This window comes from Sutterella megalosphaeroides (assembly GCF_003609995.1).
Taxonomy (GTDB): Bacteria; Pseudomonadota; Gammaproteobacteria; order Burkholderiales; family Burkholderiaceae_F; genus Sutterella; species Sutterella megalosphaeroides.
The window spans coordinates 181,412-203,992 of sequence record NZ_AP018786.1 but is presented as its reverse complement, the minus strand read 5'-3'; the positions used below and the strand labels follow the sequence as shown (position 1 = coordinate 203,992).

Below are 22,581 nucleotides of genomic sequence, written 5' to 3'. Positions count from 1 at the left end.
CGTAACGAACATGTCTCTCAGCGAGGACGATATCCGCCGCATCGCCGACCTCGGTCGCATCGATATTACCGACGAGCAGGTCTTGGCCATGCAGGGCGAACTCAACGACATCTTCCGGATGATTGAAAAAATCCGCTCGGTCGACACCGAAGGCATCGCTCCGATGCCCAATCCCCACGACGGCGTGCAGCGCCTGCGCGCCGACGCGGTGACCGAACCCGAAGATCGTCAGGAAAATATGAAAAACGCTCCGGAACAGGCCGAAGGATGCTTCCTGGTTCCGCAGGTGATTGAGTGAGAGACCGATGAAAGACGTAACGTTCAGCTCCGTGGCGGAGCTCTCCGGCATGCTCCGCGACCGTGAAGTGTCGGCCGTCGAGCTTGCCCGCCACTACCTCGATCGCATCGAAGCGCATCGCGATCTCAACGCGTTCCTCGACGTGCGCCCCGAGGCGACCCTTGCTCAGGCCGAAGAGGCCGACCGTCGCATCGCGGCGGGCGAAGCCGGTCCCCTCACGGGTATTCCGATCGCGCACAAGGACATCTTCGTGACGCGCGAATGGGCCTCCACCGCCGCGAGCCGCATGCTCGAAGGCTACATGAGCCCGTTCGACGCGACCGTGGTCGCGAAACTCAAAGAGGCGGGCATGGTGTGCCTCGGCAAGCTCAACTGCGACGAATTCGCCATGGGCTCGGGCAACGAAAATTCCGCCTTCGGCAAGGTGTTCAATCCCTGGGACAAGAATGCGGTTCCGGGCGGCTCCTCGGGCGGCTCTTCGGCCGCCGTGGCCGCGGGCCTCGCTCCGATCGTCACCGGCACCGACACGGGCGGCTCCATTCGCGAACCCGCCGCGTTCACGGGCGTGACGGGCATCAAGCCGACCTACGGCCGTCCGTCGCGCCTCGGGATGATCGCCTTTGCGTCGTCTCTGGATACGGCGGGCCTCCTGGCCCACTCCGCCGCCGACTGCGCTCAGGTGCTCGGCTCCATGGTTGGGTTCGACCCGCGCGATTCGACGAGCGTCGACATGCCCGCCGAAGACTTTACGCGCCACCTCGGCATGAGCGTGAAGGGGCTTCGCATCGGCGTGCCCCGCTCCTGGATGCGCGAAGGGCTCGACCCCGAAGTGGCCGCCTCGATCGAATCCGTGCTCGACTTCTACCGCTCGGAAGGCGCGGAAATCGTCGACATCGACCTCCGTCAGGCTGAACTCGGCGTGCCCGTCTACTACGTCGTCGCCTGCGCCGAAGCGAGCTCCAACCTCTCGCGCTTCGACGGCGTGCGTTACGGCCATCGCGCGAAGGAATACACCGACATCATCGACATGATCAAGCGCTCGCGCAACGAAGGGTTCGGCCCCGAACCGAAGCGCCGCATCATGATCGGCACGTACGTGCTCTCGCACGGCTACTACGACGCCTACTACCTGAAGGCTCAGAAGGTCCGTCGACTCATCGCCCGCGAATTCCACGAAACGTTCAAGCAGGTCGACGTGATCGCCTGTCCGGTCACGACGGGTACGGCCTACGACTTCGGCGCGAACGCCGATCCGGTTTCGGCCTACCTGAGCGACCTCTACACGGTGCCCGCGTCCCTGGCCGGTCTGCCCGGCCTTTCGATGCCCTGCGGCATCCATTCGAACGGCCGTCCGATCGGCATTCAGCTCATCGGCGAAAACTTCACCGAAGCCCGCCTGCTCGGCGTTGCCGACTGCTGGCAGCGTGCGACCGACTGGCACCTGCGTCGTCCGTCGGGTTACTGAGTCTCAAGAGGTAAAAGAACATGCAGTGGGAAGTAGTGATCGGTCTTGAGACGCACGTGCAACTCTCGACGAACTCCAAAATCTTCTCCGGAGCGGCCCGCCGCTTCGGTCAGCCCGCGAACACGGATGCGTGCTTCGTCGACATGGCGCTTCCGGGGAGCCTCCCGGTGCTCAACGTCGGCGCCGTCGAACGCGCCATTCGCTTCGGTCTCGCGATCGACGCGACCGTGGCCCGTCATTCCGTTTTCGACCGCAAGAATTATTTCTACCCCGACCTTCCGAAGGGCTACCAGATCAGCCAGTTCGAGCTGCCGGTCGTCGTGGGCGGTCGCCTCACGTTCCCGGTCCAGCCGAAGAAGGGCGACCCCTACGTGAAGACGATCAACCTGACGCGCGCGCATCTCGAAGAGGACGCGGGCAAGTCTATTCACGGCCTGGTGCACGGTTGCTCCGGGATCGACCTCAACCGTGCGGGTACGCCGCTCCTTGAGATCGTGACCGAGCCCGAGTTGCGCTCCTCGGCCGAAGCCGTGGGCTACGCCAAGGCGCTTCACGCGCTCGTCGTCTGGCTTGGCATTTCGGACGGCAACCTTCAGGATGGGAATTTCCGATGCGACGCGAACGTCTCCGTTCGTCCCGTGGGCGAAACCGCCTTCGGCACGCGTTGCGAAATCAAGAACCTCAATTCGTTCCGCTTCCTCCAGGAAGCGATCGACTACGAAGTGCGTCGTCAGATCGAAGTGCTCGAGGACGGCGGCAAGATCGTTCAGGCCACGCGACTTTACGACCCCGACAAGGGCGAAACCCGCGTCATGCGCACGAAGGAAGACTCGATGGACTATCGGTACTTCCCCGATCCCGATCTGCTGCCGCTTGAAATCGGCGAAGACTGGGTCGAACGCGTTCGCGCCGACATGCCCGAGCTGCCGCAGCAGCTCCAGAAGCGCCTGACGACGGAATTCGGCCTGCCCGAGTACGACGCTGGCATTCTGACGGCGAGCCGCGACGTGGCGGACTACTACCTGCGCGTCGCCGAGCTCGTCTCCGACCGCAAGATGGCCGCCAACTGGGTGATGGGGGAACTTTCCGCCGCGCTCAACCAGACGGAAGGCGCCGCGTTTGCCGACGCGCCCGTCAAGCCCGAAATGCTCGCGGGCATTCTCGGTCGCATCCTCGACGGCACGATCAACCAGAAGGGCGCCCGTCAGGTGTTCGAAGCCATGTGGGCGGGCGAAGGCGACGACGTCGATCAGCTGATCGAAGCCAAGGGTCTGAAGCAGATTTCGGATGCGGGCGCGCTCGAAGCGATCATCGACGAAGTGCTCGCCAACAACGCGAAGTCCGTGGAGGAATTCCGCTCGGGCAAGCAAAAGGCCTTCAACGCGCTCGTCGGTCAGTGCATGAAGGCGACGAAGGGCAAGGCCAATCCCGCACAGGTGAACGAACTTCTGCGCAAGAAGCTCGCCTGATCGCGCGCGCCCCGCAAGGCCGCTCAAAGAAAAGCCCCGCTTCGACCCTCTTTCGGGAGGGTTCGAGACGGGGCTTTTTGATGGGGCGAAAGGTGCCCGGCCTCAGGCGCCGTAACGGGCGCGGTACGCGGCGACGGCGTCGCGGTAGGCGGAGGCCGCCACGGCCTTTTCCGTCGTGCCGTCCATGAAGGCGAGCAGGTCCTTCAGGTTGATGATGGAAACGACGTTGATGCCGAACGTCGTTTCGACGTCCTGAACGGCCGAGGTCGGCGTCGTTTCAACGGCGTTGCCGCCCTTTTCCATGCGGTCGAGCGCGATCAGCACGCCCGAGGGATGGGCGCCGGCGGCTTCGATGATGCGAACGGATTCGCGCACCGAGGTGCCCGCCGAAATCACGTCGTCGACGATCACGATGCGGCCTTCGAGGGGGGAACCCACGATCATGCCGCCTTCGCCGTGGTCCTTGGCTTCCTTGCGGTTGAAGGCCCAGGGCACGTCGCAACCGAGGCGCGAGAGGTTCATCGCAACGCTCGCCGCAAGCGGAATGCCCTTGTAGGCGGGCCCGAAAATCATGTCGAACTCGATCTTGCCGGCATCGCGGGCGGCAAGGAGCGTCTGGGCGTAGAAGGCGCCGAGGCGATCGAGGAGCGAGCCCGTGTTGAAAAGACCCGCATTGAAGAAATAGGGGGAAAGGCGGCCGGCCTTCGTCTTGAACTCGCCGAAGCGGAGTACGTTGGCCTCGAGCGCGAACTCGATGAACTGTTGCTGGATGGTCTGCATGATGGATGGGATAAACGGGTGCGACGCCGAGCCGATCGGCGGTGCGTCCTGAGATAATGGCCCGACGAACGAGCGCCCCGAGCGCCCGTCCGACATAATTTACAAATTATACCCCGCAGGTTTTCGCCGTCCCGACGGAGGGCGACCGGGTGTCCGAGGCGGGGATTTACGGAGTCGACATGTACCGCATCGTTACCTTCAATGCCAACGGCATACGTTCCGCCGCCGACAAGGGCTTTTTCCGATGGTTTGCCGAACAGAACGCGGACTGCCTCTGCGTGCAGGAACTGAAGGCGCACGAAGCGGACATTCCAGCCGCCATTCGCGAACTGCCGGGCTACTACGGGTACTTCCACTGCGCCGAGAAGAAGGGCTACTCCGGGTGCGGTCTCTGGACGAAGGAAAAGCCGCTCGCCGTGCGAACGGGTTTCGGCGTCGAAGAGTTCGACCGAGAAGGCCGCTACGTCGAAGCCGACTTCGGTCACTTGGTCGTCATTTCCTGCTACTTCCCCTCGGGGAGCAGTTCCGAAGAGCGTCAGGCCGCCAAATTCCGCTTCCTCGACGTCTTTTTGCCGCACTTGGAGGCGCTGCGCGCGAGCGGAAAGGAGATCGTCCTCTGCGGCGACGTCAATATCGCGCACAAAGAGATCGACCTCAAGAACTGGAAGGGCAACCTCAAAAACTCGGGCTTTCTGCCCGAAGAGCGTCAGTGGCTGACGCAACTTTTCGAAGGGGACCGCTGGGTGGACGTTTTCCGCAGGCTCGACCCCCGACCCGAGCGCTACACGTGGTGGAGTCAGCGCGGGCAGGCGCGGGCGAAGAACGTCGGTTGGCGCATCGACTACCAGATCGCCACGCCGGGCCTCGCGGCCCGCGCGAAGGCGACCGACATCTACGCCGCGGAGAAATTCTCGGATCACGCTCCGCTTACCGTCGACTACGATCTCGGAGATTCGCATCATGGCGCGTAAATCCCGTCGTTCGGCCCCGACGCTGGCCGACATTCTGTTCTCCCAAGGGTTCGGCACGCGTTACGACTGCGCGCAGATCGTGGCGGCGGGCGCCGTGCAAATCGACGGCGTCGTTCGGGACGATCCCGACGAGGAGATGAATCCCGAAGGGCTCGTCTTCACGTATCGCGGCGTCGAATGGCCCGTGTGCGAACACGTGCTCGTCGCGCTCAACAAGCCGGCCGGGTACGAATGTTCGACGAAACCCTCGGCCCACCCCTCGGTGATGAGTCTTTTGCCCGGACAGTTTCGCCGCCGCAACGTGCAGCCGATCGGGCGGCTCGACGCGGATACGACGGGGCTTTTGCTGCTCACGGACGACGGCGCGTTGAACCACCGCCTCATCCACCCGAAAAAGCACGTCGAGAAGGTCTACGAGGTCACGCTCAAGCACCCCGCCGCCGAGGACATCTGCACGCGACTCATGCAGGGCGTGGTGCTCGACGACGATCCGAAGCCCGTGGCCGCGAAGGATGCCGAGTTGGTAACGCCGACCCACCTTCGCATGACGCTTCTCGAAGGGAAGTACCACCAGGTCAAGCGCATGGTCGCCGCCTGCGGCAACCGCGTCGAGGCGCTCCACCGCAGTCGGGTCGGAGCGTTCGTGCTGCCCGATTCGCTCGCACCGGGCGAATGGATGTGGATCGATCGGGAAAGCGTCTTGGGCGGTTGATAAGGGTTGAAAAGGAAGGTCGCATGCAGGAGAAAGTTGTCCGCGGGTGGGACGTGGTGCGGGTCTATGCGGAGCCGGCCAGTCTTCGAATGTTCTTTTTCGGATTCAGCTCGGGGCTTCCCCTGCTGCTCGTCCTCGGGACGCTCTCCTTTTGGCTGCGCGAGGCCGGGGTCGACCTCAAGACGATCGGCTTTTTGTCCTGGGTCGGCTTGGTGTACGGCTTCAAATGGGTCTGGGCGCCCGCGATCGACCGCGTGCGGCTCCCCTTTCTCTCCGCACGCCTCGGGCGACGCCGCGCCTGGCTCGTCGTCGCGCAGACGGGCATTGTCGGCGCGTTGATCGGGCTTTCTCAAACCGATCCCGCCGCGTCGCTTGCCTGGACCGCGGCGTGGGCGCTCTTGACGGCATTTGCGTCCGCCACGCAGGACATCGCGCTCGACGCGTACCGCATCGAGTCCGCGCAGAACGACCGTCAGGCGGCCTTGGCCGCCATGTACCAGACGGGGTATCGCATCGCCATGATCTGGTCGGGCGCCGGGGCGCTTGCGGTGGCGGCGTGGGCTCAGAGCGTCGACGGTTACGAACAGGCCGCCTGGAGCGCGAGCTACCTCGTCATGGCGGCCTCGGCCGGCGTGGGGCTCGTGACGAGCTTTCTCTCGCCCGAACCCGAGACGGCGCCCGTGCCGCGCGAACGACCGTCGGCGGCCGCGCTTCTTGAGCCTTTTGCGGACTTTTTCCGCCGTTTCGGACGCTGGGCCGCGGTGGTGCTCCTTCTGATCGCCACGTATCGGATTTCCGACGTGGTGATGGGCATCATGGCGAACCCCTTCTATCAGGATCTCGGCTTCACCAAGCAGGAAGTGGCCGCCGTCTCCAAGGTGTTCGGGGTCGTGATGACGCTCGCCGGGGCGTTTGCGGGCGGCGCGGTGACGATGAAGCTCGGCGTCAATCGGGCGCTCTTCATCGGCGCGCTTTTGTCGTGCCTCACGAATCTCCTGTTTGCCGCACTTGCCGCCGTCGGGCCGAATCTCGCGTTTCTCGCCGTCGTCGTTTCGGCCGACAACCTCGCGGCGGGCCTGGCGAGCGCCGCGTTCGTGGCGTACCTCTCGGGGCTCACTTCGAGCGCCTACTCGGCGACGCAGTACGCGCTTTTCAGCTCGCTGATGCTCCTCTTGCCCAAATTCCTGGCGGGTTTTTCGGGCGTTGCGGTCGAAGCCGTGGGGTACTCGGGCTTTTTCGTGGCGACCTCCGTGATCGGCGTACCCGTGGCGCTTCTGGTGCTCCTTGCCGAGCGGGCCGCCCGCGAAGAGCGGCGCCCCGAAGCGTGAAAAAAGCGGCACCCCGCTTTCCGCGGGATGCCGCTTGGGAGTTCGGGTGAGGATGCCGAGCGTCCTCAGTCCTTGCGGCGTCGGGCGGTGCGGCCGTTCCCGCGGCCCTTGCCCGAGGCGGGGCCTTTGCGACCCTTCGCGCCGTTCTTTTTCTCCGCGCGGCGCCAGCCGCGGGTGATTTCGGCCACGCGGGCGACGCTTTCCGCCAGATCGCCGAGCGCGTCGTCGTAATTCTCGAAGGGGCTCTCTTCGTTGAGCTGCTCCTGCATGGGCAGAAGGTCGCCCGCCAATTCTTCGGGCATGTGACGCAGAATGCCGATCAGCGCGGAGGCGAGCGCTTCGTTGTCTTCTTCGCGAAGCCCGGGCCACCGGTCCATGACTTCCCAGAAGCCCGCCGCGAAGGGGGCGAGCGCGGCGATGGTTTCCGTCTCGTGCTCGTCGTCCTCGTCGGGCTCGTAGACGATCGGATCGATCGGGCGGCCCGCCTTGAGGTCGCGTTCGATCGAGTTGAAGCGTCGGAAGACGAGGTCTTCGAGGTCCTGCTGGGCCCGGCGGTCCGCAAGCACGGCCTCGGGACGGCTGCGCACGTCGAAGACGCGCAGCATCCATTCCCCGACGGGCGGGCGCTTCGGCAGGCAGACGAGGGCCGTGAGGTACCCGTCGAGATGATCGGCTTCCATCGGCTCGTAGGGTTCGGGGATGCCGGCCAAAAGTTCGCCGAGGAGGACGAATTCCTCGCCGGAGAGCGGGCGGTCGAAGGGGGTTGTCATTGTGCTGTCTCCTGATTCTGAGCGGAGAGATACTGCGCCTGATGGTCCTCGACGGCCTTTCGGACGCTCTCGGACGTGCGACGCCGGAGCAGACGTCCGGCAAACGTTTCCGCATCTTCGATGTCGATGCGCAGGATTCTAGCCTTAACGGTTGGGATGCTGGAGGCGTCCATCGAGAGCGTGCGGCACCCGAGACCCAAGAAAAAATCCGTGAGGTCGGGCCGTCCGGCCATTTCGCCGCAGACGGAAATTTCTTTGCCCGCGCCGCAGACGCGACGCGCGGCCTCTGCGATGAAGCGCAACACCGCGGGATGGCACTCGTCGTAATACTCGGACACGGCCGCGTTCGCGCGGTCGGTGGCGAGGGTGTACTGCACGAGGTCGTTCGTGCCGACCGAGAAGAAGTCGAGCACGGGGATGAGGTCGCGAATCATCGCGACCGCGGCGGGCACTTCCACCATGCCGCCCACCTCGATGCCGGTGCCGTAACGCTCGCCCGCTTCGTCGAGCTCCCGCTTGGCTTCGTCGATCAGGTCGCGGGCCCGTTTGACGTCGGTGGGCGAGGTGACCATCGGAAGCAGAATCCGGACGGGACCGGCGGACGAGGCGCGCAGAATCGCCCGTAGCTGCGTCCTGAGAAGCTGCGGGTAGGCGAAGGTGAAGCGCAGCCCCCTCAGGCCGAGCGACGGATTGAATTCCTCGCGGTCGGCGTCGCCCAAAAGCGCCATCGCTTCGGGCGAGAGGGCCTTGTCCGCGCCGAGATCGGCCGTACGGATGGTGACGGGTTTGCCCTTCATCGAGCGGATCACCCGCAGGTAGGCCTCGTACTGCTCGTCTTCGCTTGGCAGATCCGAGCGGTTGAGAAAGAGAAACTCGGTTCGGAAGAGCCCGATCCCTTCCGCACCCGCCTTGTGGGCGTCGGGGAGGTCGTCGGGCAGGGCGATGTTCGCAAGGAGCGTGACGCCCGTGCCGTCCGTCGTGGCGGCGGAAACGCCCTTCAGTTTGACGAGGTTGCGCTTCTGGCGCTTGAGTTCCCGCATGCGCAGGCGCGCCGCCTTGGCCTGTTCGGCGGTCGGGGCGAGCTCGAGCCGGTTCTCGTCGGCGTTGACGAGAACGCGCTGACCGTTGTGCAACTCTTCGCGAGCGCCGGTGACGCCGACGAGGGTCGGGATCTCGAAGCCGTGCGCGAGAATGGCCGCGTGGCTCGTGATGCTGCCTTCTTCGAGAACGATCCCGACGATGTCGAGGTCGTCGCGCTCGCGCAGCTGGAGCATGTCCGTGGGGTCGAGCTGGTCGACGACGAGAATGACTTTGTCGGCCACCGTTTCGACGTCTTCGAGGCTCGCATCCGAACGACGGCCGGCCAGAAGCCGCTGCACGCGCTGTACGACGTGCGCGATGTCCTTGACGCGCTCGCGCAGGTACGCGTCGTCGATCTGATCGAATTCGCGGCGCGTTTGCTCGAGGCGCAGCGACAGCGCCCATTCGGCGTTCACGAGCTTGGAGCGGATGATGTCCAGCGTGTCGTTGAGCAGCGTCGGATCCTTGAGGATCATGCGATGCACGTCGACGAAGGTCGACGCTTCGGCGGGCATTTCTTCGTCTTCGAGACGATCGGCGAGCGCCGTGAGTTGCTTGTCGACCGCGGAGATCGCCATGCGCAGGCGCTGGCACTCGCCGCGAACCGCCGTTTTGTCGATGAAAAACTGCGGAACTTCCAGGTCGGCGGACGAAAAAAGGAGCACCGTCCCGCAGGACATGCCCGGATAGGCCGACAGGCCCGCAAGAAAGGCGGGCGGCGAAGAGGGCTCGACGGCGGGCTGCGGCGACTCGTCGACGACGCCCTCGGGGGCGACGGTAAGAGGTTCGCTCATCTCTCAGCTTCCTTCGCGAGGGGGATCAATCGGGTTCGCCGAAGCGGGTCTCGAAAAGTTCGACGACGTGGCGCAGGGCGCTCGCTTCGTCGGGGCCGTCGACGCAGACGACGAGCTCGGTGCCCTTGGGCAGAGCCATCGTCATGAGGCCGAGAATCGACTTGGCGTCGACCGTTCGGACCTTGTCCTTCAGCAGGATGCTGCTTTCGTAAAGGTTGGCGGTCTTCGCGAGAAGGGCGGAGGGGCGCGCGTGCAAACCGAGACGGTTTTTGACGGTAAGGGTTTGAGTGAGCATCGACGAAACTCCGGGAGCCGGATGGAAAAGACGAGGCGTCAGCCGTTGAGGGCGGAGTGCCCGATGGCCGTGGAGATCGCGCTGCGGGCGCCGCCTTCGGCGAGCAGCATCACGCGGCTCAAAGGCGCGTCGGGCGGGGCCGAAAGGGCCGTGACGACAGCGGGGAGGTTCACGCCCGAGAGGACTCGAACCTTGTCGTTGTCAAGAAAGCGGTGCGCGATGTTGGAGGGCGTTGCGCCGAGAAGGTCCGTAAAGACGAGCACGCCGTCCCGATCCAACAAGGGGCCGATCAGCGTGCGGGCGCGTTCGTAGCCTTGTTCTGCTTCGATGTTGCTCGGAACATCGAAGCAGACGATGTCGTCGGCCGAGGCGTCCGACGTGGCGCTGAAAATGTGCTGGGCGCAGATCTTCAGCGCGGAGGCGAGAGGCTCGTGCGCGATGATGCATATGCCAAGGGACACTCGAATCTCCGTCACGATAGAATCCACAAAGAGACACAAGTTTATCATCGGAGCCGAGGAGGGTCCGCAAATGTCATTGGTGATGTTTACGAGTCGGGCCGCCGGTCCGTTCATCATGTTTCGGGAAACGGCCGATCAGATTTTCAAAATCATCGGTCGCCCCCTGACGGAGCAGGGCGCGTTCGCGAGCGACGAACTTCCCGAGATCCTGCGCAAGCTCGAGGACGCCAAGGTGCGCGACAAGGCCCTGGCGGCCGAAGCCGAACGTCGTCGCGAAGACGAACTGCGGCGCTCGACCTACGCCGAGGAGCTCGATGGGAAGGAAGAGCGCGAACGCGAAGAAGAGATGCGTCGCGAGCGCATTCACCTCTACCAGCGCGTGGTGCCGCTCGAAGAAATGATCAAGCGCGCGATCCGCCACGACGAAGCGGTCGTGTGGGGAAAGCCCTGAGCGGCTTTCGCTACTGCCCCCGCGCACGGGAAACGTGCGAAAAAGCCCGTCTCCGAATGTCGCAGGGACGGGCTTTCTTTTGCTTTGAAACACGGTCGGGCGGCCTCAGCCCCGCCAGAATCCCTTCGTAAAGAGGATGAAGACCGTGAAGAGTTCGAGTCGACCGATGAGCATCAGGAAGGTGCAGATCCAGAACTGCAGCGTCGTCAGGCCCGCGTAGTTGCCCGCGGGGCCGAGCGCGCCCATGGCCTGACCGAGGTTGTTGATGCAGGCGATGGTGGCGGAGAACGATTCCAGCATGGGCATGCCCGAGAAGACGAGGAGCAGCACGCCCGCCCCGACCGAAATCACCCAGAGGAGCAGATACGCGAGTACGGCCGAGGCCACCTGGTCGTTGAGGCGGGTTTCGCCGACGGTGAGGGGGAAAGACGCCTTCGGGTGGAGAAGCAGCAGAAATTCGCGCTTCGTCTGCTTGATGAGAATCAGGAGACGGATCATCTTGATGCCGCCCCCGGTCGAGCCCGCGCACGTGGCGAAAATCGAGCTGAGGAGCATGACGAGCGGAATGATGGTCGGCCAGAGCGCGTAGTCGTCGCTTGCAAAACCGGTGGTCGACGCCACGGAGACGACCGCAAACGCGGCTTTGACGAACGCGGTGAAGTCGTCCTCGTAGTACCCGACGTCAATGAGCAGGAGCGTGGCAAAGAGCGTCAGGACGGAGACGACGCCCACCCAACCGAGAACCTCGGGATCCCGCCAGTAAAGGCGCAGATCGCGCTTGTGCCAGGCGGCGAAGTGGAGCGAGAAGTTGCACCCGCACACGATCATGAAGACGACGGTGACGAGGTCCACCGCGTTGCTCTCGAAGTACGCGAAGCTCGAATCGTGCGCGCCGATGCCCGAAAGGCTTACGGTGGTCATCATGTGCAGGACCGCGTCGTCCCAGGACATGCCCGCGAAGTGGAAGGCGACGGTCAGGGCGACGGAAATCCCGAAATAGATGATGTAGAGCGCCTGCGCCGTATCGGCGATGCGGGGCGTCAGTTTGCTTTCCTTCAGGGGGCCGCTCGTTTCCGCCTTCAGAATCTGCGCGCCGCCGACGCCGAGCAACGGGAGAATGGCCACGGACAACACGATGAGCCCCATGCCGCCCAACCACGAGAGGAAACAGCGCAAACCGTTGATGGAGAGCGGCAGATCGTCGAGCCCCGTCATCATCGTCGCTCCCGTCGTCGTGAGACACGACATCATCTCGAAGTACGCCGCGGAGAAGGTGTACTGCGGGAGCTCCAAGAGAAGCGGAATGGTGGCGAAAAGCGGCACGGCCGTCCAGGTGAGGGTCACGAGCAGGAACCCGTGCCGTGCGGTGAGCTCCTGGCTGTAGCCGCGGGTGGCGAGGGTGAGCAGCGCCCCGGTGCCGGTCGTCACGGCAAAGGCCGTCAGGAACGCGGCGTCCGCACCGTCGGCCTGAGCGACGCTCACCAGATACGGGATGAGCATCGTCAGGCCGTAGCCGACGAGAACGGGTCCGAGCGCGTGGAGCACCGGAAGGAGCAGGTACCGTAAGGCGTTTGGCATGGGGGACCCTTAGAAGAAGCCCACGTCGACGGCGAAGAGACGTTCGATTTTCGGAATGAGACGCTTCGAGGCGACGAAGACAACCACGTGGTCTTCGGCTTCGATGACCACGTCGGGTTTGCCCATCAGCACGACGGCGTCTTCGCCCTCGCCGCGAATCACGGCGCCGATGTTCGCGCCCTCGGGAAGGGCCAGTTCGCGGATGGGGCGACCCACCACGCGGGAGCTGCGGCGGTTGCCGTGCGCGACGATTTCGAGCGCTTCGGCCACGCCGTGTCGCAGGCTGTAGGCGGCGGTCACGTCGCCGCGACGCACGTGCTTGATGAGTTCCCCGAGAGCGGCCTGCGAGGGCGAGAGGGTGATGTCGATTTGCGAGCCCTGCATGAGGTCGCCGTACACCTTGCGGTTGACGAGCGCGATGGTGCGCTGGGCGCCGAGCTTTTTGGCGAGCATCGCGCTCAGCACGTTGTCGCCGTCGTCTTCGGAAAGCGCGATGAAGAGGTCACACGTTTCGACGCCGGCATCCGAGAGCACTTCTTCGTCGGTGTAGTCGCCCTCGATCACGATGGCCGAGGAGCGCAGTTGGCCGGCGAGAAGTTCCACCTTCGAGCGGTCTTTCTCCAGGATGCGGATGCTGAGCTCCGCATGACGGTCGGCGTCTTCGCCCGACGTGAGGCGTCGGGCGAGCGCCAGACACATCGAGGCGTTGCCCGCAAGGAGAATGTTGCGCACCGGCGGCTCGTGGTGGCGGATTTCCGACAGCACGAGTCGGGCGTTGCGCGCGTCGCACAGACAGATCACTTCGTCGCCCGCTTCGATGACGGTGTTTTTGTCGACGTCGAGACGGCGGTTGCGGCGGAAGATCGAGATGATGCGGGCTTCCACGTGCGGCAGGTGCGTTTCGAGGTCCGCGACCCGTCGACCGACGAGCGGACTGCCGGCTTTGGCGCGCACGGCGATGAGCGCGGCGAGGCCTTCGCCGAACTCCAGCACCTGATTGGCTTCCGGAAAGTCGATCAGCTTCACGAGATAGCTCGTCACGGCCTGCTCGGGCCAGATCACGGCCGTGGCTTCGAACCCCTCTTCGCCGAGAATGCGGGGGAAGTTGCGCAGTTCGCTGTTTCGGACGCGCGCGATGCGGGTCGGAATGTTGAAAAGACGCGCCGCAAGCAGGCTGACGACCAGATTGGTTTCGTCGTTCGACGTCACGGCGATCAGCATGTCCATGTCGTCGGCCCCCGCGTCCCGGAGAACCTGAGGACTCGAGGCTTCGCCGACGATGCCGCGCAGGTCGAACCGGGATTGCAGATACGCGATGTGTTCGGGGTTGCGGTCGACGATGGTGATGTCGTTGGCTTCGGACACGAGGCTTTCGGCAACGGAAATGCCGATCCGACCCGCTCCGACGATGAGAATTTTCATAGGTCAGGGAAGGGCGATCAGGGACGCTTCGGTTTGAAGGGCGCGCGGATGGCGGGGAGCGGCGACGGGAGACGCCCCGGGATGCGGAAGTCGTCGAGTTCGACGCCGGCCGCCTTCATCTTGCGATAGAGGTGCGTGCGCTCAATGCCCGAATGGCGCGCCAGACGCGCCATCGAGAGATTCTGATACTGAAGCGTCGTTTCGAAGTACGCGCGTTCGACGGCGTGCATCACGTCGCGGAAAGGCAGATTGAAGTCGAGCTTCAGGTTGTATTCGGGCAACTGAAAGACGGGCAGAATCGCGCCCGAAGCGGGAAGGCCGTCATCGTCGTCGCGGTTCGAGCGGGTGAGCGACTTTTGATATTCGAGCCGCTGCCACTGCTCCAGCACGCGGTCGACCGTCGTGAGGAGGTTCTTCAGGGAAATGGGCTTTTCCAGAAAGTCCATCGCCCCGTAGCGCACGGCCTGCATGGCCGAATCGATCGTGCCGTGGCCGGACATCATGATCACGGGACACGTGAGCAGATTGTGCGCGCGCCATTCGCGCAACAGCGTGATGCCGTCCGTGTCGGGCATCCAGATGTCGAGCAGGATGAGGGAGTACTTGCGCTCGCGGATACAGCGGCGCGCTTCCTCGGCGTTGGCGGCCGTGGTGATGGTGTACCCGGAGTCCATCAGAATCTCCGCGAGCACGTTGCGGATGCCGACCTCATCGTCTACAACAAGAATATCTGCCATTTAATCGGTTCTCTGCGTGTCAGAAACGGGGGTTGTCCGGGTTGCGGATGAAAAAACCGGGAATCGAATGTCGACCTGGGCGCCGAGAATGAGGTAGCCCGTGCGGTCCATTCGGTTGGAGAGCTCGATCGACGCGTGATGTTCGTCGAGAATTTTCTTCACCATCGGAAGGCCCAACCCCGTGCCCGTCTCCTTGGTGGTCACGTAGGGCTCGAACGCTTTGGCGAGGATTTTCGAGCTGAACCCCGTGCCATTATCGCGGAATATCAGGCGGACGGTGGAGGGGCCGTCGGGCGAGGCGTCCGAGCGGGTCTGGATTTCGATTTCGGCTTCCGCGCCGGCGGCGTCGATGCTGTTGGAAATCAGGTTGTGAATGACCTGTCGCAACTGCGAAGCGTCCGCCAGCACGGCGGGCAGCGTCGGATCGAGCCGAAGCGTCACTTCGGTTCCGGCCTGATGGTACAGCGACGCCGCGTCCGTGAGGAACGCGTTGAGGTCGAGCGGCACGAGGTTGGCGCTCGGCAGACGCGCGTACTCGCGGAAGTCGTTCACCATCTGCTTGAGTGCGTCGACCTGCGTTGTGATCGTGGCGATCGCGCGGTGAAGCAGGTCCACGTCGGCCTGATCCTCCAAACGGTTTTCGAGCTTCATCTCCAGCCGTTCGGCGGCAAGGCGAATGGGCGTCAGAGGATTCTTGATCTCGTGCGCGAGACGACGGGCCACTTCGCCCCATGCGGTGGCGCGCTGCGCTTCGATCAGCTGACTGACGTCGTCGAGCACCAGCACCGTCCCCATATGGGCGCCGAGCGGCATGTTGGAGGTTTTGATGTAGAGCGGAACGACGCGGTCGGGACGCTGCAACTCGAATTCGACGCGCATGTTGGCGTCGGTGGCGAGGTGCCGCATCTTGGTCAGCGCTTCGACGAGTCGGGGTTCCGTCGTTTCGAGCGTCGTGCCGATCGCGCAGACCTCGTCGCCGAGAATGCGCCGTGCGGCGGCGTTGGCCGTCACGACGGTGTGGGTGCGGTCGATGACCATCACGCCCGAGGTGATGTTGCCGAGCACCCGCTCGAGGTAGGCCTGCGCCTGCTGGGCTTCGCGCCGCTGCTCGTCGATGTCGCGGCGCGTTTCGGCGACCTCGCGGATCATCTGGTTGAAGGACTGCGTGAGGACGTTGATTTCGCTGCTGCCGGTGAATTCCCGGATGGGCGAGAAATTGCCGTCGGCCACGCGCCGCGTCCCTTCTTCGAGTTGCAGGACGGGTTCCGCGGCCTTTCGGGCGAACGTGATCGCGGCCGCGATGGCGCCGAACACGGCCAGAAGGAGCGTGAGAAAGAGCGTTCCGGTGTAGATCGACTGAAGCGACGCGCGCGAGAGCACGAGCGTCTGGTAGTCGCGGTAGCCCGCGAGAAGTTCCGACGCGTTCTGAGCCGTTTCGTTGTCGACGGGCTGAATGATCTGGAGGTAGAGCTGCTGCGCGCCCGCCGCATTGCGGGTCGAGCGCGGCGCGGCGAGTCCTCGGGGCGCGGCGGGGGGCGACGCTTCCGACGTCGTCTCGTCGTTGCGCGGGTTGAGCGGAAGGATGACCCGGATCGAGAGCGAGTCCGTTCGCAGAGCTTCGGCCTTGTCGGAGACGTCGCCGTCGATCACGCTGTAGATGCCCGTCGAGCGAACGACCTGCATCTGCTGGGCCGTCGGCAGGTCGGGCAGCATCACGTTGATGCGCGAGCCCGCTGCGGCCACCGCCGTGCCGTCGCCGAGAAAGACGAGCGCTTCGAGGCTTTGATGGCCTTCGAGGAGCCGCATCAGATCCTGCATGATGAGGCTCGTCGGCGTGTTGGCAAGCAACCCCGCCATGTGGCGCGCCGTGAGTTCCGTCTGTTTTTGCTGCTGCTGCAGGATGCCGCGGGTGATGGTGACGCCCGACTCGAGCGCGCGCTCGACGCGCACGTCGAACCACGAGTCGATCGAGCGCGAGATGAAGACGTTCGAGACGAGGAAGATGACGAGGGCGGGCACGACGGCCAGTGCGGCCGTGGCGCCCGCGAGGCGCACCGTCATGTTGGCGCCGAAACGCCGCCGGCGAAAGCGCTGCCAGAGCTGAACCAGCATGGCCACGACGATCGCAAAGAGCAATACCGCCACCACGCGGTTGATGACGATCAGAAGCGGAAACCAGCGCTCGAAAAGCCGCGAGTCGGAGCTCGTGGCGGCGAGGCCGAAGAGCGAAATGGCGGCCAGGGCGAGCGAAGCGGTGAGCGCGTAGCGATACCAGTGCGGCATGAGCTCCTCACTCGCCGTCGTTGGTGACGGACGGGTCGATGCGAATCGTCGTCCAGTCGCTTTCCACCGACCATTCGATCGAGTCGTCGGTGGTCACCTGCATGGGTTTCGGGAGCTTCGTCGTGTCCAGATGGAATCGGACCTGCGCCGTGAAGCTGCGGCTGTCGCCGATCGTGTCCGAGGGCGCCACGCGCCAGCGACGGATGTTTTTAACGAGCGGCAGCGCCTGCTCCAACGAATCGAAGTTGAGCGAAAGGCCGCTGTAGCCCACGCGATACCGGCGCGTGAGCGGGTCGAACGAAAGGCGAACGAGGAAGGTCTCGTCCGCGACCGTCTTGTCGAGCCAGTACCAGCGCGACGAGGTGAGACGGAATTCGTGCGCGAAGTAGAGCGCGATCCCGCGGTGCAGCACGTCAAGGAGCGGCGCGGGCAGGTCGAATTCGTAATGCGCGGCCACGAACAAACCGGGGCGCTCCCCCGGTTCGTCGCGGGTGATTTCCGCCCCCATGAAGGCGGCCTGCACGGCGAGGGCACACGTCGACCACGCCGCCGTCCCGAGAATGAGGATGGCGAGCGCGGTCCGGCGGAAGCAACGGGTGTGCGGGCGGATCATGAGGGCGCGTACCGTCAGGAGCGGTGGTCGGTTTTTCGGAAAAGGGCGTAGAAGAACCCGTCGTGAACGGCGGGCAGGCGCGGATCGGTTTCGGGCCGATCGTCGTCGGTCGGCAACAACGTCATCATACCTTCAAGCCCTTCGCCGAGCGGAACGAGCGAAGCGTCCGGGGCGGCGTCGAGGAATTTCGCGACCTGGTCGACCCCTTCTTCGGGGAAGATCGAGCACGTGCAAAAGAGCAGGTGACCGCCCGGTTTGACGACGGGCCACAGCGCCTTGAAGAGCATGCGCTGCGTCTTGGCGAGCGCCTTGGGGTCGCCCGGACGACGGTTCCAGGGAACGTCGGGCTGACGACGCACCACGCCCGAGGCGGTGCAGGGGGCGTCGAGCAGCACGGCGTCGAAGGCCTTGCCCGACCACCAGGTGTCAAGGTCGGAGGCGTCCGCCACGCAAACCTCGGCGTTCAGGCCGAGTCGATCGAGATTTTCCGTAATGCGGCGGGCGCGTTCGGGGTCGATTTCGAGGGCCGTGACCGAGCAACGGTGCTTTTCGAGGAGATGCGCGGTTTTGCCGCCCGGAGCCGCACAGGCGTCGAGCACGGCGTCGCCGTCCGAGACGGGAAGGAAGTGAGCCGCCAACTGCGTGCCCGCATCCTGCACCGAAACGACGCCCTCCGCAAAGCCCGGAATCGCTTCGACGGGACAGGGCTTGAGGAGCTGAACGGCGTCGAGGCCGAGCGCGCGCGCCGGAACCCCGGCGGTTTCGAGGCGCTTCAGATAGTCGTCGACGGAGGTCTTTCGGGTGTTGACGCGAATCGTCAGGGGCGGATGACGCAGTCCCGCTTCGAGAACGGCTTCGGCTTCGGGACCGTAGACCGCCTTCATGCGCTCGATCCACCAGAGCGGAGCGTTGAAGCGCACTTCGGGCGAGGCGGAAACGTGCGCAAGGAGGCTGTCGGTTTCGCGAAGGTAACGGCGAAGCACTGCGTTAACGAGCCCCGCGAAGCGCTCCGTGGAGCGGTGCGAACGCACGGCTTCGACCGCCTGATTGACGACCGTAAAGCCGGTCCACTCGCCCGAGAGGAGAGCGGCAAGCGACACTTCGAGAAGCGAACTCACGGGCTCTTTGGGCGCGCGCTCGAGGAGTTCCGCAAGCAACGCCTTCGTCGTCGCGGTGCGGCGCGTCGCGCCGTAAAGGAGCGCAAGGAGCGTGCCGCGCCCGCCTTCGGGCAGGTTCTTCGAACCCGCGGCCACGGCGCTCACGAGCGACGCACCCTCTTCCTTCATGAGACGGCGGCCGAGCGCGGCGGCCGAGAGAACCGCGGAAAGCGGAACGGCATCCCGGTTTTTGCGGGGTTTGCGCGGGGAAAGATCGGCCGACACGGTCAAAGCACCTCACCGACAGTGAAACTCACGCCCTGCAAAACGGCGGAAGCGGCCATGCGGGGCTTGCCCGGTTTCTGGAGCACCGTCATGCGAAGCGCGCCCGAGCCGCAGGCGACCGTCAGGGCGCCGTCGGTCGAGAGCACGGTGCCGGCGGGAGCGTCGCCCGCCGTGCATTCGGCTTCCCAGACTTTGATGACGAGACCCGCGTGCTCGAACTGCATGCCCGGAAACGGCGTGAAGGCGCGCAAACGGCGCGCGAGCGCGTCGGCGGGCTCCGTCCAGTCGATGTGACTTTCGGGCTTGAGGAGCTTCTCGGCATAGGTCACGCCTTCTTCGGGCTGGACTTCCCAGTCGAGTTCGCTCGGGGTTTCGAGCGCTTCGACGAGGAGTCGGGCGCCGAGCCGTCCGAGGCGTTCGGTCAGGGTGCTCGTCGTGTCGTCGGCGGCGATCGGGGTCGTCACCTTGCGGATCATCGGACCAGTGTCGAGCCCGAGCTCCATCTTCATGAGCGTGACGCCCGTTTCGGCGTCGCCCGCTTCGATCGCGCGCGAAATCGGCGCGGCGCCGCGCCAACGCGGCAGGAGGCTCGCGTGGATGTTGAGGGCCTTGATGTCGCCCTTTTTGCCGATCCCGCGGGCGCAGTCGAGCACCGCCTGCGGGAGGATGAGGCCGTAGGCCGCAACGACGAGCAGGTCGGCATCGACCGCCTTCAGTTCGGCGTGCATGAGGGCGGCGCCTTCGGGGTCGCGCTTGAGGCTCAGCGTCAGGGGCGTTTCGACGCGAATGCCGTGCGACTCGGCCAGGACGCGTACGGGGGAGGGCGTCAGTTTCATCCCGCGGCCGCTCGGGCGGTCGGGCTGCGTGAGAACGAGCGGGATCTCGTGCCCGGCCTCGATGAGCTGCTTCAGGGCTTCGGCGGCGAAGTCCGGCGTTCCGGCGAATATGATTTTCATCGAAAAAATCCTCGAAGGGGTTTGTGTGTTCGATCCCGTCGCCCGACGCGTCGCGTTCCACGCATCGGGGACGGTACGAATCCCACTATTATCGTACGGCGGGGCGGACGTCCGACCGAATCGGGGGCGTCCGAAACGTTGCCGACCGTACGGCGGGCCGCGGTCCCACGCGCAAAAGAAGAAAGGAGAAAGCGAGATGCCGGTTTTTCAAAGCCACGGATTGGATTACGCGTACGCCCGTTGGGGCGAGCCCGACGCGCCCGCCGTGCTCCTCATCCAGGGGTTGGGCATGCCGAAAGAAGCCTGGCCGCTGCCCCTCGTTGAAACGCTTGTGGCCCGCGGCTATCAGGTGATTGCGCCCGACAACCGGGATTCGGGCGCGTCGAGTCGCATGACGGATTGGCACGTCACGGGCGCGGACGTCGCCCGCGCGATCGGCCGCACGCTTTTGCGCCGCCCCGTCGTGGGCGAATACGCGCTCGAAGACATGGCGCTCGACGCGTTGCGGCTGCTCGACGAACTCGGCATTCGCCGCGCGCACGTCGCCGGCGTGTCGATGGGCGGAATGATCGCGCAGACGCTTGCCGTGCAAAGTTCCAATCGCGTCGCAACGCTCACGTCGATTTCCTCCGCGAGCGGCAACCCCCGAACCGGGCTCGGGAAGTTCGGAACCATCTGGTCGATTCTGAGACCCCGCGGAAAAACGCCCCGCGAGCAGATCCTCAAAACGCTTCGGGTGCTTTCGGGGCCCGCGTATCCGGTGACCGAGGACGAATTGAATCGTTACCTCGAACAGCTGCCGAATTTCGATCGGGATCTTTCCGCGGTTTTCCGTCAGGTGGTGGCGCTTCTTTCCAGCGGCGACCGCTCCGAACAACTCCGACGGGTTCGGGCCCCGACGCTCGTCGTTCACGGGACGGCCGATCCGCTCCTGCCTTTCTCGGCCGGACGCGAAACGGCCGAGCTCATTCCCGGCGCCGAACTCTGGGCGGTGGAGGGGATGGGGCATCAGCTCCCGTGGGCCTTCATGGAGACGCTCGGCGCGCGCATGGCGGCCTTCATGAACCGACACCCCGTGTAAGGGCGCCTTCGGGCGCTCAGCGCTCTTCGGCCTCTTCCTGCGCCTTCTTCTTGTCGTTGAGACGAAGCTTGCGCAGCTTCTGGCAGGCGCGGTCCTTCTTGAGGCGGCTCAGGTGGTCGATGAAGACCACGCCGTCGAGGTGATCGATCTCGTGCTGAACGCAAACGGCGAGAATGCCTTCGGCCTCGAATTCGACGGGGTTGCCGTCGAGATCCTGGGCGCGGACGCGAACGTGATCGGGGCGCTTGACGTGCTCGTAGAGCCCCTTGAGGGAGAGACACCCTTCCTCGTAGTCCTTCAGCGTGTCGCTGTGCTCGACGACGCTCGGATTGACGAGAACCTTGAGATCCGACTTGTCTTCCGACACGTCAATGACGACGATGCGCTTGAGCACGCCCACCTGATTGGCGGCGAGGCCGACGCCCGGAGCCGCGTACATGGTTTCCGTCATGTCGGCGGCGAGTTGCTTGAGCTCTTCGTTGAATTCCGTCACGGGTTCGGCGCGGCTCGAAAGAGCGACGTTCGGATACTGGACGATCGGCAAAACGGCCATGAAAAGCCTCCAACACGGTTGCCTTCGCAGGGCGACTCGTGCTTAAGTGTGAGTGAACGAACAAAGTTGAGCGACGGCGCGTCGCGCCGTGCGGAACCGACGATTATAGGGCGGAGCGCCGCGAGAAATTCTCCGACGGGCGGTTTTCGCGCGTGTCGCGGGAAAAGGTGAGGCTGGTGATGGATACGAACGAAAAGCGGGCGTGGTTGCGGCTCGCGCGTGCGCGGCGCTTGAGCGCCGCGGCGGCGGTGCGGCTTTTGCGGGATGCGGAACTCCCCGAAGCGGTTTTCGCATCGGACTACGGGACCGTAGCGAAGCGTGAGGGGGCCGAGGTTGCGGACGAAGTGCGCCGCCTCGGGCGGGGCGCCGAAGACGAGAGCGTCGATCGGGCGCTCGCGTGGCTCGCGCGGCACGAGGACGCGTTTCTGCTCCCCTTTACGAGTCCCCTCTACCCGCAGGCGCTCTTGCAATGCGACCGTCCGCCGATCGTGCTTTTCGCGCGCGGCAACGCGGGGCTCCTCGGGCGCAGAACCGTGGCCGTGATCGGTTCGGAGCACGTCGATGCCGAAAGTATCGCCACGGGGGTCGAACTAGGAAAGGCGCTCGTCGCGCGCAAGGTCGCTCTGATCGAACGCACCGCGACGCCCCTCGAATTGAGCGTCGCACGCGCGGCGCCTTCGGGTACGATACTTGTTCTTGCCACCGGACCCGATCGGGTGTACCCGGCGACGGCCCTCGAGGAGCAGCGCGCGGTGCTCGCTTCGGGAGGGTTGCTTCTGGCCGAAGCGTTTCCCGAGGAGGGTGTAACGCCCGAGCGGATCGAGCGCCGAGACGCGGTTTACATAGCGGCAGCCGATGCGGTGCTGCTGGTTGCCGCGGAGACGAGCTCGCCTGAAATGCGCCTGGCGCGCACGGCGGGCGAGATGGGTCGGAGTGTTTTTGCCGTCCCCGGGAGCATTCATTCGCCCTACTCGAAGGGGCCCCATCGGTTGATTCGCAACGGCGCTACGCTTGCGGAATCTGCCGAAGATGTACTCGGCGACCTCAAAAATCTTGCATAATGCGGCCTTCGCCGATCTTGGCTCCCGTCTACGCTGGTGTA

General features: G+C 64.7%; 22 protein-coding genes. 9 read left to right on the top strand and 13 right to left on the bottom strand.

Annotated elements, in window-relative coordinates:
- The first annotated feature begins 10 nt into the window (after nt 1-10).
- The 3 genes from gatC to gatB are packed head-to-tail and all read left to right on the top strand — an operon-like array spanning nt 11 to nt 3,232.
- A complete protein-coding gene (gene gatC / locus S6FBBBH3_RS00930) occupies nt 11-298 on the top strand; it encodes an Asp-tRNA(Asn)/Glu-tRNA(Gln) amidotransferase subunit GatC (protein WP_120175947.1) in 288 nt (95 codons plus the stop codon).
- A 7-nt stretch (nt 299-305) separates the two neighbouring features.
- Entirely contained in the window at nt 306-1,763 is a 1,458-nt protein-coding gene (gatA, locus tag S6FBBBH3_RS00925) for an Asp-tRNA(Asn)/Glu-tRNA(Gln) amidotransferase subunit GatA (protein WP_120175946.1), read from the top strand.
- 20 nt (nt 1,764-1,783) lie between these two features.
- A complete protein-coding gene (gene gatB, locus S6FBBBH3_RS00920; protein ID WP_120175945.1) occupies nt 1,784-3,232 on the top strand; it encodes an Asp-tRNA(Asn)/Glu-tRNA(Gln) amidotransferase subunit GatB in 1,449 nt (482 codons plus the stop codon).
- 102 nt (nt 3,233-3,334) lie between these two features.
- Here the strand turns inward: gatB and pyrE are convergent, their stop codons facing one another.
- Nucleotides 3,335-4,012, bottom strand: a complete 678-nt coding sequence (gene pyrE, locus S6FBBBH3_RS00915; RefSeq protein WP_120175944.1) for an orotate phosphoribosyltransferase — start codon at nt 4,010-4,012, stop codon at nt 3,335-3,337.
- A gap of 179 nt (nt 4,013-4,191) precedes the next feature.
- Between pyrE and S6FBBBH3_RS00910 the strand changes: the two genes are divergently transcribed.
- From S6FBBBH3_RS00910 to S6FBBBH3_RS00900, 3 genes are read left to right on the top strand one after another with little or no spacing between them, the layout of a single operon-like run.
- Nucleotides 4,192-4,983, top strand: a complete 792-nt coding sequence (locus S6FBBBH3_RS00910; protein ID WP_120175943.1) for an exodeoxyribonuclease III — start codon at nt 4,192-4,194, stop codon at nt 4,981-4,983.
- Complete coding sequence (locus S6FBBBH3_RS00905; protein ID WP_120175942.1) at nt 4,973-5,695, top strand: 16S rRNA pseudouridine(516) synthase; 723 nt, start codon at nt 4,973-4,975, stop codon at nt 5,693-5,695. Before S6FBBBH3_RS00910 ends, S6FBBBH3_RS00905 begins: the two co-directional genes overlap by 11 nt.
- Nucleotides 5,696-5,718: 23 nt before the next feature.
- The gene (locus S6FBBBH3_RS00900; protein WP_120175941.1) at nt 5,719-7,023 is read left to right on the top strand and encodes an AmpG family muropeptide MFS transporter; all 1,305 of its coding nucleotides are present in this window, start codon (nt 5,719-5,721) and stop codon (nt 7,021-7,023) included.
- 65 nt (nt 7,024-7,088) lie between these two features.
- On the opposite strand, the gene S6FBBBH3_RS00895 is transcribed toward S6FBBBH3_RS00900, so the two are convergent.
- From S6FBBBH3_RS00895 to S6FBBBH3_RS00880, 4 genes are read right to left on the bottom strand one after another with little or no spacing between them, the layout of a single operon-like run.
- On the bottom strand, nt 7,089-7,793 hold the full coding sequence (locus tag S6FBBBH3_RS00895) for a YecA/YgfB family protein (RefSeq protein WP_120175940.1): 705 nt from the start codon (nt 7,791-7,793) through the stop codon (nt 7,089-7,091).
- On the bottom strand, nt 7,790-9,667 hold the full coding sequence (gene ptsP / locus S6FBBBH3_RS00890; protein ID WP_120175939.1) for a phosphoenolpyruvate--protein phosphotransferase: 1,878 nt from the start codon (nt 9,665-9,667) through the stop codon (nt 7,790-7,792). Before ptsP ends, S6FBBBH3_RS00895 begins: the two co-directional genes overlap by 4 nt.
- A gap of 25 nt (nt 9,668-9,692) precedes the next feature.
- On the bottom strand, nt 9,693-9,962 hold the full coding sequence (locus S6FBBBH3_RS00885) for an HPr family phosphocarrier protein (protein ID WP_120175938.1): 270 nt from the start codon (nt 9,960-9,962) through the stop codon (nt 9,693-9,695).
- A 38-nt stretch (nt 9,963-10,000) separates the two neighbouring features.
- Complete coding sequence (locus S6FBBBH3_RS00880) at nt 10,001-10,423, bottom strand: PTS sugar transporter subunit IIA (RefSeq protein ID WP_120175937.1); 423 nt, start codon at nt 10,421-10,423, stop codon at nt 10,001-10,003.
- A 70-nt stretch (nt 10,424-10,493) separates the two neighbouring features.
- Between S6FBBBH3_RS00880 and S6FBBBH3_RS00875 the strand changes: the two genes are divergently transcribed.
- Nucleotides 10,494-10,874: a DUF1840 domain-containing protein gene (locus S6FBBBH3_RS00875; protein WP_120175936.1), complete on the top strand. Its 381-nt coding sequence runs from the start codon at nt 10,494-10,496 to the stop codon at nt 10,872-10,874.
- Nucleotides 10,875-10,979: 105 nt separating this feature from the next.
- On the opposite strand, the gene S6FBBBH3_RS00870 is transcribed toward S6FBBBH3_RS00875, so the two are convergent.
- From S6FBBBH3_RS00870 to fmt, 7 genes are read right to left on the bottom strand one after another with little or no spacing between them, the layout of a single operon-like run.
- On the bottom strand, nt 10,980-12,452 hold the full coding sequence (locus tag S6FBBBH3_RS00870) for a TrkH family potassium uptake protein (RefSeq protein WP_120175935.1): 1,473 nt from the start codon (nt 12,450-12,452) through the stop codon (nt 10,980-10,982).
- A gap of 9 nt (nt 12,453-12,461) precedes the next feature.
- Nucleotides 12,462-13,874: a Trk system potassium transporter TrkA gene (gene trkA, locus S6FBBBH3_RS00865; protein WP_120175934.1), complete on the bottom strand. Its 1,413-nt coding sequence runs from the start codon at nt 13,872-13,874 to the stop codon at nt 12,462-12,464.
- 17 nt (nt 13,875-13,891) lie between these two features.
- Nucleotides 13,892-14,611, bottom strand: a complete 720-nt coding sequence (locus tag S6FBBBH3_RS00860; RefSeq protein ID WP_120175933.1) for a response regulator — start codon at nt 14,609-14,611, stop codon at nt 13,892-13,894.
- Complete coding sequence (locus S6FBBBH3_RS00855) at nt 14,612-16,894, bottom strand: sensor histidine kinase (protein WP_120175932.1); 2,283 nt, start codon at nt 16,892-16,894, stop codon at nt 14,612-14,614.
- Between the two features lie 7 nt (nt 16,895-16,901).
- Complete coding sequence (locus S6FBBBH3_RS00850) at nt 16,902-17,507, bottom strand: DUF4390 domain-containing protein (RefSeq protein WP_120175931.1); 606 nt, start codon at nt 17,505-17,507, stop codon at nt 16,902-16,904.
- A 14-nt stretch (nt 17,508-17,521) separates the two neighbouring features.
- Nucleotides 17,522-18,889 carry a 16S rRNA (cytosine(967)-C(5))-methyltransferase RsmB gene (gene rsmB / locus S6FBBBH3_RS00845; RefSeq protein ID WP_232008801.1) on the bottom strand — a complete coding sequence of 456 codons (1,368 nt, stop codon included), beginning with the start codon at nt 18,887-18,889 and terminating at the stop codon, nt 17,522-17,524.
- A gap of 2 nt (nt 18,890-18,891) precedes the next feature.
- Nucleotides 18,892-19,845, bottom strand: coding sequence for a methionyl-tRNA formyltransferase (gene fmt / locus S6FBBBH3_RS00840; protein WP_120175930.1), 954 nt, complete (start codon nt 19,843-19,845; stop codon nt 18,892-18,894).
- Nucleotides 19,846-20,041: 196 nt separating this feature from the next.
- On the opposite strand from fmt, the gene S6FBBBH3_RS00835 reads away from it, so the two are divergent.
- Nucleotides 20,042-20,926, top strand: a complete 885-nt coding sequence (locus S6FBBBH3_RS00835) for an alpha/beta fold hydrolase (protein WP_120175929.1) — start codon at nt 20,042-20,044, stop codon at nt 20,924-20,926.
- A 16-nt stretch (nt 20,927-20,942) separates the two neighbouring features.
- Here S6FBBBH3_RS00835 and def read toward each other — a convergent pair whose 3' ends face one another.
- Entirely contained in the window at nt 20,943-21,479 is a 537-nt protein-coding gene (gene def / locus S6FBBBH3_RS00830) for a peptide deformylase (RefSeq protein WP_120175928.1), read from the bottom strand.
- A gap of 179 nt (nt 21,480-21,658) precedes the next feature.
- On the opposite strand from def, the gene S6FBBBH3_RS00825 reads away from it, so the two are divergent.
- Nucleotides 21,659-22,540 (top strand): DNA-processing protein DprA, encoded by an 882-nt coding sequence (locus S6FBBBH3_RS00825; RefSeq protein WP_120175927.1) that lies wholly within the window; start codon nt 21,659-21,661, stop codon nt 22,538-22,540.
- The last annotated feature ends 41 nt before the right edge of the window (nt 22,541-22,581 follow it).

Coding starts and splice junctions, on each gene's coding strand:
- S6FBBBH3_RS00860 (WP_120175933.1), bottom strand. CDS start 14,611: ATGGCAGATATTCTTGTTGTAGACGATGAGGTCGGCATCCGCAACGTG.
- S6FBBBH3_RS00875 (WP_120175936.1), top strand. CDS start 10,494: ATGTCATTGGTGATGTTTACGAGTCGGGCCGCCGGTCCGTTCATCATG.
- ptsP (WP_120175939.1), bottom strand. CDS start 9,667: ATGAGCGAACCTCTTACCGTCGCCCCCGAGGGCGTCGTCGACGAGTCG.
- def (WP_120175928.1), bottom strand. CDS start 21,479: ATGGCCGTTTTGCCGATCGTCCAGTATCCGAACGTCGCTCTTTCGAGC.
- fmt (WP_120175930.1), bottom strand. CDS start 19,845: ATGAAAATCATATTCGCCGGAACGCCGGACTTCGCCGCCGAAGCCCTG.
- gatB (WP_120175945.1), top strand. CDS start 1,784: ATGCAGTGGGAAGTAGTGATCGGTCTTGAGACGCACGTGCAACTCTCG.
- S6FBBBH3_RS00885 (WP_120175938.1), bottom strand. CDS start 9,962: ATGCTCACTCAAACCCTTACCGTCAAAAACCGTCTCGGTTTGCACGCG.
- S6FBBBH3_RS00850 (WP_120175931.1), bottom strand. CDS start 17,507: ATGATCCGCCCGCACACCCGTTGCTTCCGCCGGACCGCGCTCGCCATC.
- S6FBBBH3_RS00835 (WP_120175929.1), top strand. CDS start 20,042: ATGCCGGTTTTTCAAAGCCACGGATTGGATTACGCGTACGCCCGTTGG.
- trkA (WP_120175934.1), bottom strand. CDS start 13,874: ATGAAAATTCTCATCGTCGGAGCGGGTCGGATCGGCATTTCCGTTGCC.
- pyrE (WP_120175944.1), bottom strand. CDS start 4,012: ATGCAGACCATCCAGCAACAGTTCATCGAGTTCGCGCTCGAGGCCAAC.
- S6FBBBH3_RS00870 (WP_120175935.1), bottom strand. CDS start 12,452: ATGCCAAACGCCTTACGGTACCTGCTCCTTCCGGTGCTCCACGCGCTC.
- S6FBBBH3_RS00855 (WP_120175932.1), bottom strand. CDS start 16,894: ATGCCGCACTGGTATCGCTACGCGCTCACCGCTTCGCTCGCCCTGGCC.
- S6FBBBH3_RS00825 (WP_120175927.1), top strand. CDS start 21,659: ATGGATACGAACGAAAAGCGGGCGTGGTTGCGGCTCGCGCGTGCGCGG.
- S6FBBBH3_RS00900 (WP_120175941.1), top strand. CDS start 5,719: ATGCAGGAGAAAGTTGTCCGCGGGTGGGACGTGGTGCGGGTCTATGCG.
- gatA (WP_120175946.1), top strand. CDS start 306: ATGAAAGACGTAACGTTCAGCTCCGTGGCGGAGCTCTCCGGCATGCTC.
- S6FBBBH3_RS00910 (WP_120175943.1), top strand. CDS start 4,192: ATGTACCGCATCGTTACCTTCAATGCCAACGGCATACGTTCCGCCGCC.
- S6FBBBH3_RS00895 (WP_120175940.1), bottom strand. CDS start 7,793: ATGACAACCCCCTTCGACCGCCCGCTCTCCGGCGAGGAATTCGTCCTC.
- S6FBBBH3_RS00905 (WP_120175942.1), top strand. CDS start 4,973: ATGGCGCGTAAATCCCGTCGTTCGGCCCCGACGCTGGCCGACATTCTG.
- gatC (WP_120175947.1), top strand. CDS start 11: ATGTCTCTCAGCGAGGACGATATCCGCCGCATCGCCGACCTCGGTCGC.